Here is a 15786-nt window from a genome sequence, read left to right as displayed (position 1 = left end):
ACCTACGAATGCCACAGTCAAAGTGTGGTGCCTTACCGCTTGGCGATATCCCAATGTGTAAATGGGGTGGACGATGGGGCTCGAACCCACGACAACCAGTACCACAAACTGGCGCTCTACCAACTGAACTACGTCCACCATATGGTGCGTCTTAAGGGATTCGAACCCCCGGCCCACGCCTTAGAAGGGCGTTGCTCTATCCAACTGAGCTAAAGACGCATAATTTTGGAGCGGGTAGAGGGAATCGAACCCTCATAATTAGCTTGGAAGGCTAACACTCTACCACTGAGTTATACCCGCTTGTTAATTTAAATGGTCGGGGTGACAGGGATTGAACCTGCGACCTCATGGTCCCAAACCACGCGCGCTCCCAGCTGCGCTACACCCCGATATTCACTAAACATCAATAAAACCATTCAATGTTCTAAATTAACTTTCTCGTCTTATGCATTGTATTTAATGAATTTTTCCGACGACATGGATTATTTTACACCATATATATTAATACGTCAATACCTTTTTTATAACTTTTATATATTTTAAAAAGAAAACAGTCTTATTATGTATAAAAATGTTACATTTTATACTAATGTTACTGGTAAATAACCTTCTGAAACCATTAATATCAAAGCTGTACCCGTGATTATTAAACTAAAATCTTATCACCTTTGGTTCTACATTTCCTTGATTAATATTTATAATAGCATAACTCCTCTCTCCATCTCTTGGAAGTGAAGCACTACCAGGGTTTATATACCATATTCCTTCTTCAAAATCTATTTTTGCAACATGTGTGTGCCCATATAAAACTATATCTGCCCCTGTTTCTAAGGCTTTATATCTAAGTACAGACAAATTTTCTTTTACACCATATATATGTCCATGTGTTAAAAAAATCTTTTTACCACCAACTTCTACAAGCCTATCGATTGGAACACTTTCAGAAAAATCGCAATTTCCTTTTACGTTTATTATTTCACCCTTATAATACTTTTTAATAGTGGCTACGTCGGCTACATTGTCGCCTAAGTGGATTAATACATCTACTCCCGTTATCTCCTTTACTAGCCTCTCTATGCTGCTAATAACCATATGTGTATCACTTACAACCCCTATGTGCATTTTAAATCACCCTCTTCACTAATAAATTTTAATTTGTTCCATTTTTTTATATTCATAATAATTATATTTACTATACTAAATTCTTAAGTTCAATCTTTAATTTATTTAATGCTCTTCCCCTATGACTAATAGCATTTTTTTCATCAGCAGTCATCTGAGCAAATGTTTTTTTATATTCTTTAACATAAAATAATGGATCGTACCCAAAACCTTCATCACCTATAAATTCTGATGTGATTACTCCATCCACTTCTCCCTGCACTTTTATTACCTTATCTACATTAACTATAAGCACCATTGCGCAAATAAATTTTGCTTTTCTCTCTGCCTCACTTGCACCATCTAAAAGATATAATAATTTTTCATTATTTGCTTTATCCTCTCCATGGACACCCGCAAACCTCGCTGAAAAAACTCCTGGTGCTCCATTTAAAGATTCCACCGCTAAACCTGAATCATCCGCCAGAACCATATTTCCATCAGCTATCTTAAAAATTTCACTTGCCTTTATATATGCATTGTCAATAAATGTACTTCCTGTTTCGTCTACATCGATATTAATATTAGCTTGTTTTAAAGATAATATTTCAAAATCAAACTCTGATAAAATTTCTTTTATTTCTTTAATTTTATGATCATTATTACTTGCAATTATTATTTTCTTCATATTTTCTCCTTTTTCTATACTACCTATAATACTCTTTTATTATTATCTATAATATATTTTAATTCAGCACAATTTAATTTTAAAGCCTTTATTTAAATTCTTCTTTTCTAATTTCATAAAACTAGCACATTTTACTAAATGTAATCATATTATCTATATAAGGACTAATATATGGTGGTGATATAATGAATTTTCTAGGACCTTTTTTAAGAGTCAATACATTAAACAAAAACAACATAAGAAATCAATTTTTCTACTTATCAAAAGAATCATTAAAAGATATAGTTTTTGACTCAAAATGTGGGGTATATATTCCAGCTCGCGATTTAAAATCTAAATCTTTTTCTAAGATTGATATTAACACAATTAATTTAAATTCTCCACTTTTATGTATTTATAAAAAAGCAGATGCTAAATTAAAAATGAAGGAAGGCACATTAAATTGGAATGAAAGTAAAGTTAAAAAAGAAATTACCATTAACAGCAATGCGTTCATGACTTTATCATTATTAGAACTCGTAGACTATTATCGTAGCTTTAAGAAGATAGATGATACTAAATATGCACTAAGTTCACTTTATCTTAAGCTATGCAAAGAACAACTAGAATTCTATGCTTCTTATTTTCGAAATAAAGATGGGCTTTTTGTAGATAAAAAAGATTTAACAGACCCTATGCATGAAGACTTTACTTTTGAAGATAAAAATACCAAATTTAAGTTTTCTGATCAAGCCTTTATGATGGCTGCTTACTACAAATATTCTTCCTTTGATAATGATGAGGAGGAATATGAAAAATTTGCTTTAGACATTCTTGATATGTTCACTTTGTATAAAGACGAAATTTATAATGTATCATTTGAGGAACTCAACAAAATATGCTTAGCCTTAAATGTTTTTTACAAATACTCTGGACTCGAGAAATGCAAAAATTTATTAATAGATTTTCTTGATTTACTTATCGAACAATATAATACTAAACCCTCTTTAATTATTAATGCCAAATTAGATTATTCCTGTATGCTTTTTATAAATTGTACACTTATGTATAATAATACTTCTATGAATAAATTTAAAGATACCAGTGATGATTTATTTGGTAAATTAACAAAATTGTATGATATTGAGAAGGGCATATTGCTAAAAGAAAGCGCCGAAAAAGAAATAACTTATACCTCTGATGAAATTATGCTTTACATGTATAGCATAATCTTATATTCCGATTTTAATACTATAGATGATAACTCAAACATGCTTCAAGATATTTTTAAGCACCAAATTTTAGATTCTGGCATAGTTTTAAGTTGGCCTGATTCACCATCACTTGATAATTCAGAACATTACAGAAATTTTTCATTGAAATCTGAAGATCTAATCCAAGATGATAATTTCAGAGCGCCAGAAGCCCCAACACCTGAGAATAATGAATTAGCATCTATATTTATCAAAAATATAGTATATAGCAAACGTAAAGAAAATTTTAAACAAAGTAAATCATCTTTTGATAGTAGTAAAAATATGTTTATATTTTTCTTAACAATATTCTTTCATAATCAATAATAATATTGTCTAATAATTTTTCTTGGATTATGCTATAAAAAAAAGTATATATTGCTGGAATGCGTTCACTTCACCTTGTAATTCTAAAATCTATTTAATTTGCATCTGCTAAAAACCGCAAACTCGCTATGCTCAAACATGCGGCTTCCCTTCGCAACTTCAAATTAAATAAATTAAGAATTACTAAGGTTTGTTCAAATGCATTTTACGCAACATATACTTTGTTAGCATAATCCACGAAAAAAATCTTAGCCATTCCAAAATATAGTATAAAAATTTCTTAATTCCAAATTAAAACATTTAGATTAAGTTCTTAAAATTAGTGTTTGTTATTTAGTAACTGTGGAACTGTCCTTATAGGCGTAATCAAATTTTAGATTTCCACCTTTAGTTGTGTAAATATTTTTGATATTTTCTTTTTTACATATTACTGTGTTTGCGATATATACCGGTATACATGGTAAATCTTTTGCTAGAATTTCTTGTGCCTGATTATAAATTGTTATTTTTTTATTATCATTGTTTTCCATTAATGCTTTATTTATAGTTTTATCATATTCTGCATTCTTGTATCCATAAATATTGTCTTTCGAATTCGCTGTCCATTTAGAAAAGAACTTGTAACCATCTCCATACTCTTCATCATTTCCTGTAAATTCTATATTATAATTCCCCGAACTTATCACTTTATTAAGATCATCTTTTTCATAACCAGTACAAACTACATCTATATTCAAATATTTTTTTATACTTTTGGCTATTTCTCCACTTACTTTGGTATCAAAATTTTTATTTTCATACACCATAACTAATTTTTTTTCTTTATCATAGGTACTATTTTTTAAATAATCTTCACCTTTAATTTTGTTTCGAGATTCATCAAAAATTAATTTATCACTATCACTCGTATATGAAGTATAACTCATTGTTGGAACTGCTAAGTCTTCTGATAAAGTTTCTATTATCAATTTTCTATTTATTATTTCATTTACTGCATTTCTAAGATTTTGATCTACTAGTCCAGTATCTTTTAAATTAAAATTTAGATAATATCTACTTTGTGTAGGTTTAACTTCAGTTTTTTTTTCATCACTAAGCGTACTTATTTCACTTATTGGCGGGCTTACAAATACATCAATTTTCGAGTTTTTACTATCTCCACTAGTTTCAAAATCTGCTAATGCTTTCTCATCTCCAATTACCGATGTAAACAACATCTCGCTGCTGACAATTTCATTTGCCCTCCAATACTTTTGATTCTTTAGTAGTGTTATTTCACCCTCTTTATTTATGTCTTTTATAATAAATGGGCCACTATAGTCAATTTGTTTATAATTTTCTTTCCAGTTTTTCAAATTCATATTATCATCTCTTAAAGTATAAATTGGATTACTAAGGATATTAATAAAGTTATCCTTTGGACTGTTTAATCTTATCTCTAGACTTAAATTATCCTTTGATGCTACGATGCCAACTTTATCAAAACTTACCTTTCCCATGCTAAAGTCCTTAGCTCCAAATATACAATACAATTGATCTGAAAAAACATTTCCTTTTTCTAATAAAATATCATGGAAAAGCCTTACAAAATCTGTAGCTTTTATATCTGTGCCGTTGCTATAATGAAGATTTTTTTGCAATTTAAATGTATATCCTATTTTGTCTTTGGAAATTTCATATTTTTCTGCCATTCCAGGCACTATTTTACCATCTTTATCTTCTCTTACTAATCCTTCAAATAAAACTAATAACAAATCTTTTTCGCGAATATTATCATTATCTACCATTAACAAATCTGATGGCAATTCTCCTAAATTGTAAACTAGATACTTTCTAGATATTGTTGTTGTCATCTTTTTTTGAACACACCCATTTGTAAACATCGTCATAAAAATCAAAATAACACATAATATTTTTTTCATACCTACCCCCACCTTAGTTACATCTATATAGATAACAAGTCCATATCTCGGACTATTTTCATGCACCTTATTAGGAGTATTAACTTTTAATATATGAATTATTCAATTTACCATGACATTTCCTTTTCTAAATTAATTTCATTATTTTCTATTCTTTTCTTTAAATCCTTAATTTTCTCTTCAATTTTCTTAGCTATTTTTATGAATTCTGCGTCAGATTTCCCAGTAGGATCATCTAGTCCCCAGTCTTCCTCGTGCCTATGTGCCACAATTGGGCAAACTACATTACAACCCATTTTTATTACAATATCGGCCTCTGGTATATCATCAATTAACTTTGATGTATGAGTATCATTCATGTCTATTTTATATAAATCCTTTATTATCCTAACTGCATCTTGGTTAATTTGAGGTTTAGTTTCAGTTCCTGCAGAATATGATTCAAACACAGATGACCCAAACTTTTTTCCAAGAGCCTCTGCCATTTGAGATCTACAAGAATTGTGAACACAGATAAATGCTACCTTTGGTTTCATAATATAATTCTCCTTTATATATGTAGTAATTTATAATTCCCTCAAAACTATTTTAATTAGCCCGAGGGAATATAAATTCATTTGATTAATATACTAAATTTAAGCTTTCTCTTTTGGAAAATATTTACCTTTCCAATATAAAGCTACATTAACTAGTCCTATCATTACTGGAACCTCAACGAGTGGTCCGATAACTGCTGCAAAAGCTTCCTTTGATTGTATTCCAAAGACTGCTACTGCAACTGCGATAGCAAGCTCAAAATTATTACTTGCAGCGGTAAATGCTAGTGTTACTGTTCTCTTATAATCAAATCCTTGTTTATAACTAATAAAGAATGAAACTGAAAACATAATAACAAAATAAATTAAGAGTGGAATAGCTACTTTAATTACATCTAGTGGAAGTTCAACAATATATTGTCCCTTATAAGTAAACATAACTACTATTGTGAATAACAATGCAATTAAAGCGAATGGACTAATCTTTGGTATAAACTTCTTTGTATACCACTCAGTTCCCATTTTAGGTTCTAAAATAAATCTTGTGAGGAATCCTAGTGCAAATGGAATTCCTAAATAAATTGCAACAGATGTAGCTACCGTTCCCATTGAAATATTCACTTTATACCCAGTAAGTCCAAATAACGGTGGTAATACTGTTACAAAAACATATGCAAATACTGAATAGAATATTATTTGAAATATTGAATTAAAAGCTACGAGTGCTGCAGCGTATTCACTATCTCCACCTGCTAAATGGTTCCAGACTATTACCATAGCAATACACCTTGCAACACCTATTAATATAAGTCCTGTCATCAAACCCGGATCTGACCTTAAGAAAACTATTGCAAGTATAAACATTAATATTGGTCCAATAATCCAATTTTGTACTAAAGATAAAGTTAAAATTTTGGGACTATTAAATACCTTTCCAAGTTGTTTGTAATTAACCTTTGCAAGTGGTGGATATAACATTACTATTAGTCCAATTGCAATAGGCATTGATGTATCCCCCACTGATAGTTTTGATAAAACAACTGATGCTCCCGGCACTGCCCAGCCGAGCAAGATACCCACTGCCATTGCAAGGAATATCCACAAGGTTAAGAACCTATCAAGTAACGCTAGTCTTGGTCTCTCTTTCATAATAAAATCCCCCTAATAAATCCATTTTCATTCTAATTTTGTTTTTGTCGCTTTGTAAAATTTATGACCTCCTGAGAGATTATAAACCTTATTAAAACCATGATTAATCAAAATATTCTGTATATTGCTTATTTATTCTTGCATCAATAACCTGCATTTCCTCGCCTTTATCAATTAAATCTTGTGTCTTCTTCGCTGTGATAACAGGTCTATTCTTATTTAAGATGTTATCAAGTATCATTCCAGTATAATGAACAGGATCCTTAGTTGTTGAAAATGGTGGTGCATAAGCTAAATCTAAGTGGAAAAGGTCGGAAGCCTTTGCACCATAAGTAATTAATGTTACAAATACATCTATTCTCTTATCGACTCCTTCATACCCAATAATTTGTACACCTAAAAGCTTTTGGGTAACCTTATCTGCAATCGCCTTTATAAGCATTTCTTTACCATTAAAATACTCAGGTTTATCGTATTTTATATTGTGGCACGTAACTATCTCATAACCCTCTTCTTTTGCTTCTTTTTCAGACAATCCTGTACTTGCAATTGCCAAATCAAAAAGTTTAAATATTCCAGTACTAAGGTTACCTCTATATTCTAAATTACCCCCACTAAGAACGTCTCCAGCAATTCTACCTGTTTTATTTGCAGTTGAGCCAAGTGGCCTATATACTGCTTTACCAGTAACCACAGAGAAAGTCTCAATACAATCACCACATGAATAAATGTCTTCAATGTTTGTTTGCATCTTCTTGTTAACCTTTATTGCACCGGTAACCCCAATTTCTATTCCTGCATTCTTTGCTAGCATTACATTAGGTTTTACTCCAGTTGCCATAATAACCATATCAGAAACTACCTCTGTACCATTTTCTAAAATAACCTTATTATCATGTATTTGGGCAATACCTGTATTTTTAATAATGTTAATGTTCTTCTTAATTAGTGCCGTTTCTAAAAATGTCGCCATATCTTCATCAAGATTTGGTGTTATCTTGCTTAGCTTTTCTATAATAGTTACGTTTATTTTGTTTGCCATTAAACTCTCAAGCATTTCAAATCCAATAAATCCTGTGCCTGCAATAACTGCATTTTGTGGCTTATTTTTTTCAATATAATTTTTTATATTTCTAGCACTTTGAACATTTCTAAGAAAAAATACATTATCTTTATCTACTCCAATTACTTTAGGAACAAATGCTGTTGCACCTGTTGCAATTACTAATTTATCATATCTATCCTTAAAAACTTCATTAGTGCTAAGGTTTTTTACTGATAATTCCTTGTTTTGTATATCTATCTTTAATACCTCAAACCCTGTAAACACATCAATATTGTATTTCTCCTTAAAATATACAGGATCTCTTGGAGTAAGCTCAGAAATTTCCTTAATTTCACCAGCAATGTAATAAGGTATCCCACATCCTGAATATGATATATCCATGTCTTTCTCATATATAATTATCTCAGCGTTATCATCATTCCGCCTGGCTTTAGCTGCAGCAGATGTTCCTGCAGCTACCGCACCAATAACAAGTATCCTCATACTATTACACCTCTTTCTCATGTTAATTTCATTTTTTATTCTAGTAGCTCATTTAACTTATCACCCTTAATTTCATCTGGGCTCCAAGGAATAACTGCAAATTTACCATCTGCATGTGCATCAACTTCGTTAATCCATTCAATTTCACTACTTGCTTTTGCGGCTAGTAACTTATTAGTTGTACCCGTCTTATACAAAGATGAATTAATAACCCACCATTTAGTTGAAATTTTAGCACGTATTAAATCTTCTTCTAACCGTTTTGCTTCATATACTGGTGTAGCTTCAGCAAGCGTTACTATTATAACTTCAGTTTCATCTGAATTTTTGAGTCTTGGTAATAATTTTTTAACAGACTCTGGTATGTCACCTTGCGAACGCTTAATTTCTTGGTTATAACTTTGCGTTGAATCAAGTAACAATAAAGTATGACCTGTTGGCGCAGTATCAATGACAACAATTTGATCTTCTGCTTTATCTACTATTTCAGCAAAAGCTCTAAACACTGCAATTTCCTGAGTACATGGAGATCTAAGATCCTCCTTTACATATGCAATATCCTCTTCGGCCATGGTTTCTCTGGCTTTTGAAAGTACCTCATCCTGATATTTTTTAAGCTCGACGTGCTCATCTATGTGGCTCATAGTAATATTACTATTTTCTTTAATAACATATTTAAGATGAGCTGCAGGATCAGTTGTAGTAAGGTGTACTTTTTTTCCTTTTGCTGACAATCCGAGTGCAATAGCTGCTGCAATTGTTGTTTTGCCTACACCACCCTTACCCATAGTAAATATAACTTTTTTATTACCTTTGCATAAGTCTTCAATAACATCTTTTAGAGTAGGAATAGTTTTTGCATTTATTTTTTCACAACTAAAACTATAATTATCTTTAGTAAGAAGCGCTCTAACATTATCCATTCCTGTTATATTGTAAGCTCTTAGTGGTACCATATAAGTTTTTATTTTTTTCAAACTCTCTGGCATCTCTTGGAGAGATTTTTGCTGTTTTTGATATAGACTTTCAGATACACTATCATCATAAGACCTCATCACACCATTTATTATCATTGTTTGATTATTAACGCCAATTTCAGATAATTCCTTTGAAGCTCTTTCTGCTTCTTTAAGTGGTGTCATTTCTGGTCTAGAAATAAGGACAAGTGTTGTTAAATCTCCATTGGATAATGTTTCTACTGCCTTTTTATACACTTCTTTTTTACTCTCAAGTCCTGATAGCTGGCCTAAACAAGAGGCTCCATGTGTGCTTTCGCTAATGAAACTACTCCAAGCTGATGGTAATTGAAGCATTCTAAGTGTATGACCTGTTGGTGCAGTATCAAATATAATATGATCATAATCCTTTTGGAGTTTTTCATCCGTTATAAATTTTGAAAATTCATTGAATGCAGCAATTTCTACAGTACATGAACCAGAAAGTTGTTCTTCCATGTTTTTAAGAACAACGTCAGGTAATTTGCCACGGTAAGGTGCAATCACACTTTCTCTATGTTCTGCTGCTGCTTTAATTGGATCAAGGTTAGCAACTATAAGATTTGGTACTTCCTTAATTGGAACACCCTTATTTGTAAGTTCTGTGTTAAAAACATCTTGCAAATTTGACGCAGGGTCAGTACTTATAAGAAGCACTTTTTTACCTCTATCAGCAAGGTTAACTGCAGTAGCACAAGCTGTTGAAGTTTTTCCTACGCCGCCTTTACCTGTATAAAATAAATATTTTGTAAGTTTAATATTTTGTGGATTAAAAATTTCCATGTTATTAAACACCTCCTGTTTGATTTATCTAAACTTGTATTTTATTTTATAATTAATTTTATTTAAATTTTGATATTAGCAGCATCCACCGTCACAACCGCAACCTTTTGATGGTTTTTTTATGGATGGTTTTTTGATAACTGATTTTAGAGAACTTACTGTCACCTCTAATAAACTTGCAAACTCATCATCCGTTGGATATTTCTTTGTTTTTACAACAACATCGTCCACCATTGTAACTGGAAGTACATCTATTCCTAATTCATTTAACATTTTATTTATTGTTTTATTATCAACAAATATCTGTGGATTACTTGACACATTATATCTTTCAACTAAAATACCATTATTTTTTAAGTTATTTATTATCGAAGAAACTCTTAATAGTTGTCTATCAACTCCTGGTCCACAAACTCCTGTTGAGCAACACATAGCTGGTTCAAATATTATCATTTTTTTCATATAAAACACTCCTCTATATTTATTTATTATTCACATTCTTTTTTAGTCTTATCATTACATATACATTCATCTTTATCTGTAACAAGATTCATAAGAAATAATATAAGTTTATTACAGTTTTTATTATTTAGTGAATAGTAACTCCATAGTTTATCTTTTCTACATTTTACAATTCCATTGTCAACTAATACCTTCATGTGATGAGAAAGTGTTGGCTGTGTAAATTCAAAATGCTCTAGTATATCACAAGCACATTTTTTACCGCAGGACAAAAGATCAATTATCTTAAGCCTACTAGGATCTGAAAGAGCTTTAATAATTTTTGCACTATCATCATAATTTTCTTTCACTTCATCGCCCCTTACATTTACGTTCATCTATATATAATATACATCTTTGTCTATGTTATGTCAATATATTAATATATAATTCATTATATTTTTGATATTATATTTACATTCTTCTATATATAGTATTTTATTCATCACCTCATTAAGTGTTCCCATAGTTTTTAGCAAATAACCTTGATACTCTAACTAGTAAAAGGCAAATCATATTAAAAAACATGATTTGCCTTTTACTAGTTAGACTATAAACAATTATTATAATGTATATTAATCTATTCCAATTATAGTACTTCTACGCTCCATAAAGACTGCATCATGCCAATCACCATTTTTCATTTTAGCAACTTTTTCTCTCCTTCCAATTTCCCTAAACCCACATTTTTCATGTAATTTTATACTTGAAATGTTTTCTATTATAATCACAGACTGCAAAGTCCAAAACCCATTTTCTTCAGATAATTCAATCAAACTTTTCAAAAGGTTTTTACCTATTCTTTTACCTCTATGATTTTTCCCAATATATATACTGACTTCTGCTACACCTTGATAAACACATCTACTTGAAGTTGTACTTAGTGCTCCCCACCCTAAAACATCATTACCTAGGCGAGCTACTACTCTGCATGGCTTAACATGTCCATTATCCCATTCTTCATAGGTAGGAACTTCAGTTTGAAAAGTTGCTTTACCTGTATTAATACCTTCAAGATAAATCTTTGATACCTGCTTCCAATCTGACGATATCATTTTATCAATTTTATAATCCATACTATTTTCCTCCTATTTTATTCTGCAGCCTTCAAAGCTTTTGCAGCACTTACTCTTCCATAACCAAACTTTGTATCATAACCTATTTTATCTAAGTCAGTGCTGGTTTTATGAAGAATATCCTTTGCTTTTACTGGAGTTATATTAGTATTAGCAGAATAAATAATTCCAGCTACAGCAGAAACATGAGGCGCCGCCATAGAGGTTCCACTATAATATACAACTTCACCATTCGAAATTAAACTAGGAATTGAAACTCCTGGAGCCACAACATCGAGACCACTCCCCCAATTTGAAAAACTTGCTAACTGATCTTTGTTGTCCGTAGCACCTACATTTATAACATACTTTGAATTTGCTGGATAAGAAAGGTTTCCTTTGGACTCATTTCCAGCTGCTGCAACAACTGTTACCCCTTTATCATAAGCATATTTAAGTTATGTTTCAATTTGCGGTACATCCTTTGGTAATATTGGCGAACCATCACTATTTCTAACGCCTAGACTTAAGTTTATGACTTTCGCGCCCTTATCCACTGCATATTTTATTCCCTTTGCCACATTTTCTTGAGTACCTGACCCATTACTGTCCAATACCTTCACAGGCAATATATTGGAAATATTATTTACACCCGAAATAGAATATCCATTATTGTTTTTTGCTGCAATTATACCTGAAACATGTGTACCATGATTATTGTCATCCATTGCATCATTATCATTATTAACAAAATCATGACCATTTTTAACTTGCACTACATCCTTTAAATCTGCTAATTCATAATTAACACCTGTATCAACAACAGCAATTAACGTTTTAGGGCAAACTTTATTTTTGAGCAAACTATTAAGACCACCATAATCTACATCTGCAAATTTCTTTCCTACAACGCCCTCTGTCCCATTAGCGGTATTTGTCGGAACCCTTTGCTTCTCATTTTGTAAATTCCACTCACTTTTATATTGTATGTCTGAACTTAAAGCATAAACAGGTATATTGGAAGAAACATTTTTAAATTTAGAATTCTTCTTAATTATGTTTATTAATTTAGCTTTGTCTGAACAACCCTCAATAATTAAAACATAACTATTATCAATTTTTACCTTTTCATCCCCTACATTTCGCGTGTTAACCCTACAATTTAATCCATTTGAAAGTAACAAGTTCTTAATTTTTGCATTAACTTCTTCTCTTGATAAAGTATTTTTAGTATCCACTAATATTTCAAATTTAGAACTTCTTAAATCTGAAATACCAGAATTACTCATAAAATTAGCTAAATTAAGTCCCACATATTCTTTCAAATTTATAGTTGTCCATATTTTATCAATTCTGCTCCTTAAATCATTATCAACTTCTGATGATACTAATTTGTATATATTAAACATTGCATTGTAATCACTTTTAGTTAATACATAATTACTTGTACCCTTTTGAGAAAGAGACTGTAATTCCTTTAGTAAATGAGAAGTTTTCAATATCTGCAACGTAATTTTTGACCTAAAGTTTCTATCAAACACAACCTTATCTAATATAAAACTTGAAGTTGCATAATATACATTAATTATTTCTTTTCCTAAATCTGAGGATTTTAGTACTTCATCTCTAAACTTTCTTAGAACTGGTAATAATCCTAAGACCGTTATATCTGTTTTTGATAAAGCCTCGCTAGTGCAAAATGTATCTTCATTAGCGGGCATGCTAGGTGGATTTATCTCAGGTGTCGATGATATCGTCATGCTTCCATTGCTAGCGGCCTTGATCTTTACATAATATGGGCCTTGCCAAGCTATAGGATACAATATGTATGAACTTTTATTTAAATAATCAGTATGTGTTTTATTTATTTTTGCATTCTCTATACTATTATAGATACTTTCAAAATAGCTTATCCCTTTAACTTCAAATTTAATATGAGTTTTTGTAGTAATTAATTTTGAAGGATCAAGTTTAAGCCATAATTCTTGACCACTCTTAACTGTTCTTGTGTAATTTTCACCAGCCGTTAAACTTATAGCAGTATCCGGTGTATTGGATCCTAATGTAGTTAATTCATCAGCAAATGCAAAAATGCCATTACTTTGCACTATTAAAAAAAATAATGCTAAACTTGTACTAATTAATTTATAATAAATTTTTTTCATATTATAATCTCCCTCGTGTTTATAAACATCATTACATAATTCAACTTTTTGCTTTAAATATATAACTTGGTTGAACATGCTTAAAACCTTTATACTTAGAAAGTATCTTAATAACTTGATCTTTGTTTAAGGTTGTATTAAGTGTTCCAACAAAATTATTTTCCAGTGTAACCACTTCATCACTAGATTCACGTACATTTACTTTTATTTTTGGATCTGATGTTTTTAAACTATCAATTATTATTTCTTTTACTTCCTCTATATTCATTTTACTTTCAGTTATTATTATAAGTTCTAAATTAACTGACCTCTTACCTCTTACTTTAATTCCGACTATAATTACTAGAACAATTAATACAATAATAAAAATAACCGAACTACTTATGCTATGCTTTTTCATTACTTAAATTAGTCATATAACAATTTCCACAATTTGTAATCACTAATAATTCGCCTCCTCAACATAAATTTCTCTATAAATTTTTCTATCTATTACCTTTTCTAGTACATTTTATTACATATTATCTGATAATTAAACATAATACAACATATTTGTCATAAAACTTTATTTTTTTGAATATACAAAGTATAATAATTGATTAAAAAGATTGTCTCAATGAAACAAAACCAAAGACTAAATATATAGAACTTGAAAGGAATATTATTTTGATCAAAGATTAAATAATGTTTATAATTAAACAGAAAAAAGGAGCATATCAGTTTGAACTGTGCTCCTTTTTTCTATCATTTATTGATGATGATGTTCACCATGGTGATTACAAACTACATCTTTATTTTCTAATGTTCCATTAATATATTCTTCAATTACCTTTTTATACTCACCAGATGCTCCTTTTATTACCTCAAGACCATTTTGCTCAAGCCCGCTGATTGCTCCTCCACCAATTCCACCAGTAATAACCACTGTTGCTCCTTGATTTTTTAGTAAATCTGCTAATCCTTGATGCTCATGTTGGAGCAGGGCTGCTGATATTTCTTCAGTACTTATAATTTTTTTATCTTCTATAGTAACAATAACAAAACTTTTGCTCATTCCAAAATGTTGATTCACCATACTACCGTTATTAGGTATTGCTATTTTCATAAAATATTACCTCCACTTTTTATTGTTTTGTCTTGTTAATAATTTTATTAATAATATTTTCAACTATTTCTGTTAATTCATCATTTAACTTGTATTCACCTTTGTTAGAAATATTAACTATTTCTCTACACATCGGAATTTCCCCAAGTAAATCTAAATCATTTTTATCTAAAAATTCATCTATGTTATCTGAGTCAAACATTTTTATTTTCTCCGTGCATCCTGGACAAACAATATAACTCATATTCTCTATTAATCCTATTATATCAATGTTTAACTTGCGTGCCATATTTACTGCTTTTCCAACAATCATAGATACTAAGTCCTGTGGTGTTGAAATCATTACAATACCTGTAACTGGTATTGATTGCATTACTGTCAGCGCAACATCACCTGTGCCAGGAGGCATATCTATAATTAAATAATCAAGTTCTCCCCATATAACATCAGTCCAAAACTGCTTAACAACACCAGAAACTGCAGGGCCCCGAAAGATAACTGGATCATCTTCATTTTCCACTAAAAAATTCATTGAAATAACATCAATGCCCTCATTAGTTTTAACCGGTATAATACCCGATTCGTTCATAAAAGGTTTAACGTCTTTAATCCCTAATAATCTGGGTATACTTGGCCCTGTAATATCTGAATCCATAAGTCCAACTTTATATCCTTTTT

General features: G+C 30.6%; 13 protein-coding genes, 4 tRNA genes and 2 pseudogenes. 1 reads left to right on the top strand and 18 read right to left on the bottom strand.

Translation table 11 applies throughout. The features are described 5' to 3' along the window. Nucleotides 1-62: 62 nt before the first annotated feature. The 6 genes from Q0649_RS18405 to Q0649_RS18380 all read right to left on the bottom strand — a co-directional run bounded on the left by Q0649_RS18405 (nt 63) and on the right by Q0649_RS18380 (nt 1789). A tRNA-His gene (locus tag Q0649_RS18405) sits at nt 63-138 on the bottom strand. A gap of 4 nt (nt 139-142) precedes the next feature. After that, nucleotides 143-219 (bottom strand) — tRNA-Arg (locus Q0649_RS18400). 7 nt (nt 220-226) lie between these two features. Beyond that, nucleotides 227-300: transfer RNA gene (locus tag Q0649_RS18395), tRNA-Gly, on the bottom strand. Nucleotides 301-313: 13 nt separating this feature from the next. Then, nucleotides 314-389, bottom strand: a tRNA-Pro gene (locus Q0649_RS18390). 262 nt (nt 390-651) lie between these two features. Further along, a complete protein-coding gene (locus Q0649_RS18385) occupies nt 652-1122 on the bottom strand; it encodes a metallophosphoesterase (protein ID WP_298845445.1) in 471 nt (156 codons plus the stop codon). Nucleotides 1123-1192: 70 nt separating this feature from the next. Beyond that, nucleotides 1193-1789 carry an XTP/dITP diphosphatase gene (locus Q0649_RS18380; protein WP_298845444.1) on the bottom strand — a complete coding sequence of 199 codons (597 nt, stop codon included), beginning with the start codon at nt 1787-1789 and terminating at the stop codon, nt 1193-1195. Nucleotides 1790-1974: 185 nt separating this feature from the next. Between Q0649_RS18380 and Q0649_RS18375 the strand changes: the two genes are divergently transcribed. Continuing rightward, a complete protein-coding gene (locus Q0649_RS18375; RefSeq protein ID WP_298845442.1) occupies nt 1975-3348 on the top strand; it encodes a hypothetical protein in 1374 nt (457 codons plus the stop codon). A 329-nt stretch (nt 3349-3677) separates the two neighbouring features. On the opposite strand, the gene Q0649_RS18370 is transcribed toward Q0649_RS18375, so the two are convergent. From Q0649_RS18370 to Q0649_RS18315, 12 genes and pseudogenes are all read right to left on the bottom strand, one after another. Further along, nucleotides 3678-5270: a peptide ABC transporter substrate-binding protein gene (locus Q0649_RS18370; RefSeq protein ID WP_298845440.1), complete on the bottom strand. Its 1593-nt coding sequence runs from the start codon at nt 5268-5270 to the stop codon at nt 3678-3680. Between the two features lie 107 nt (nt 5271-5377). After that, nucleotides 5378-5806, bottom strand: coding sequence for an arsenate reductase ArsC (locus Q0649_RS18365; RefSeq protein ID WP_298845439.1), 429 nt, complete (start codon nt 5804-5806; stop codon nt 5378-5380). A 99-nt stretch (nt 5807-5905) separates the two neighbouring features. Further along, nucleotides 5906-6955, bottom strand: coding sequence for an ACR3 family arsenite efflux transporter (gene arsB / locus Q0649_RS18360; protein WP_298845438.1), 1050 nt, complete (start codon nt 6953-6955; stop codon nt 5906-5908). 27 nt (nt 6956-6982) lie between these two features. Beyond that, nucleotides 6983-8504: pseudogene (locus Q0649_RS18355) on the bottom strand (FAD-dependent oxidoreductase). Between the two features lie 35 nt (nt 8505-8539). Further along, nucleotides 8540-10282 (bottom strand): arsenical pump-driving ATPase, encoded by a 1743-nt coding sequence (arsA, locus tag Q0649_RS18350; protein ID WP_298845437.1) that lies wholly within the window; start codon nt 10280-10282, stop codon nt 8540-8542. A 75-nt stretch (nt 10283-10357) separates the two neighbouring features. Further along, on the bottom strand, nt 10358-10744 hold the full coding sequence (arsD, locus tag Q0649_RS18345; protein ID WP_298845435.1) for an arsenite efflux transporter metallochaperone ArsD: 387 nt from the start codon (nt 10742-10744) through the stop codon (nt 10358-10360). Nucleotides 10745-10770: 26 nt separating this feature from the next. Beyond that, nucleotides 10771-11094 (bottom strand): metalloregulator ArsR/SmtB family transcription factor, encoded by a 324-nt coding sequence (locus Q0649_RS18340; RefSeq protein ID WP_298845433.1) that lies wholly within the window; start codon nt 11092-11094, stop codon nt 10771-10773. A 264-nt stretch (nt 11095-11358) separates the two neighbouring features. Next, the gene (locus Q0649_RS18335) at nt 11359-11859 is read right to left on the bottom strand and encodes a GNAT family N-acetyltransferase (RefSeq protein WP_298845431.1); all 501 of its coding nucleotides are present in this window, start codon (nt 11857-11859) and stop codon (nt 11359-11361) included. 17 nt (nt 11860-11876) lie between these two features. Then, a pseudogene (locus tag Q0649_RS18330) lies at nt 11877-13559 on the bottom strand (S8 family serine peptidase). A 484-nt stretch (nt 13560-14043) separates the two neighbouring features. Further along, entirely contained in the window at nt 14044-14403 is a 360-nt protein-coding gene (locus Q0649_RS18325) for a hypothetical protein (RefSeq protein WP_298845429.1), read from the bottom strand. A gap of 348 nt (nt 14404-14751) precedes the next feature. Next, the gene (locus Q0649_RS18320; protein WP_298845427.1) at nt 14752-15108 is read right to left on the bottom strand and encodes a NifB/NifX family molybdenum-iron cluster-binding protein; all 357 of its coding nucleotides are present in this window, start codon (nt 15106-15108) and stop codon (nt 14752-14754) included. Between the two features lie 19 nt (nt 15109-15127). Continuing rightward, on the bottom strand, nt 15128-15786 hold a 659-nt coding region (locus Q0649_RS18315; RefSeq protein ID WP_298845425.1), incomplete at its 5' end, for an Mrp/NBP35 family ATP-binding protein.

The sequence above is a fragment of the uncultured Clostridium sp. genome, from assembly GCF_937920395.1.
In the GTDB taxonomy this organism is placed as follows: Bacteria; Bacillota; Clostridia; order Clostridiales; family Clostridiaceae; genus Clostridium_AD.
The sequence above is the reverse complement of the archived record's forward strand: the minus strand, read 5'-3'. Positions and strand labels throughout refer to the sequence as shown.

What these genes read in the sequence shown, in the direction of transcription:
- Q0649_RS18385 (WP_298845445.1), bottom strand. Translation starts at nt 1,122, where the DNA reads ATGCACATAGGGGTTGTAAGTGATACACATATGGTTATTAGCAGCATA.
- Q0649_RS18380 (WP_298845444.1), bottom strand. Translation starts at nt 1,789, where the DNA reads ATGAAGAAAATAATAATTGCAAGTAATAATGATCATAAAATTAAAGAA.
- Q0649_RS18375 (WP_298845442.1), top strand. Translation starts at nt 1,975, where the DNA reads ATGAATTTTCTAGGACCTTTTTTAAGAGTCAATACATTAAACAAAAAC.
- Q0649_RS18370 (WP_298845440.1), bottom strand. Translation starts at nt 5,270, where the DNA reads ATGAAAAAAATATTATGTGTTATTTTGATTTTTATGACGATGTTTACA.
- Q0649_RS18365 (WP_298845439.1), bottom strand. Translation starts at nt 5,806, where the DNA reads ATGAAACCAAAGGTAGCATTTATCTGTGTTCACAATTCTTGTAGATCT.
- arsB (WP_298845438.1), bottom strand. Translation starts at nt 6,955, where the DNA reads ATGAAAGAGAGACCAAGACTAGCGTTACTTGATAGGTTCTTAACCTTG.
- arsA (WP_298845437.1), bottom strand. Translation starts at nt 10,282, where the DNA reads ATGGAAATTTTTAATCCACAAAATATTAAACTTACAAAATATTTATTT.
- arsD (WP_298845435.1), bottom strand. Translation starts at nt 10,744, where the DNA reads ATGAAAAAAATGATAATATTTGAACCAGCTATGTGTTGCTCAACAGGA.
- Q0649_RS18335 (WP_298845431.1), bottom strand. Translation starts at nt 11,859, where the DNA reads ATGGATTATAAAATTGATAAAATGATATCGTCAGATTGGAAGCAGGTA.
- Q0649_RS18325 (WP_298845429.1), bottom strand. Translation starts at nt 14,403, where the DNA reads ATGAAAAAGCATAGCATAAGTAGTTCGGTTATTTTTATTATTGTATTA.
- Q0649_RS18320 (WP_298845427.1), bottom strand. Translation starts at nt 15,108, where the DNA reads ATGAAAATAGCAATACCTAATAACGGTAGTATGGTGAATCAACATTTT.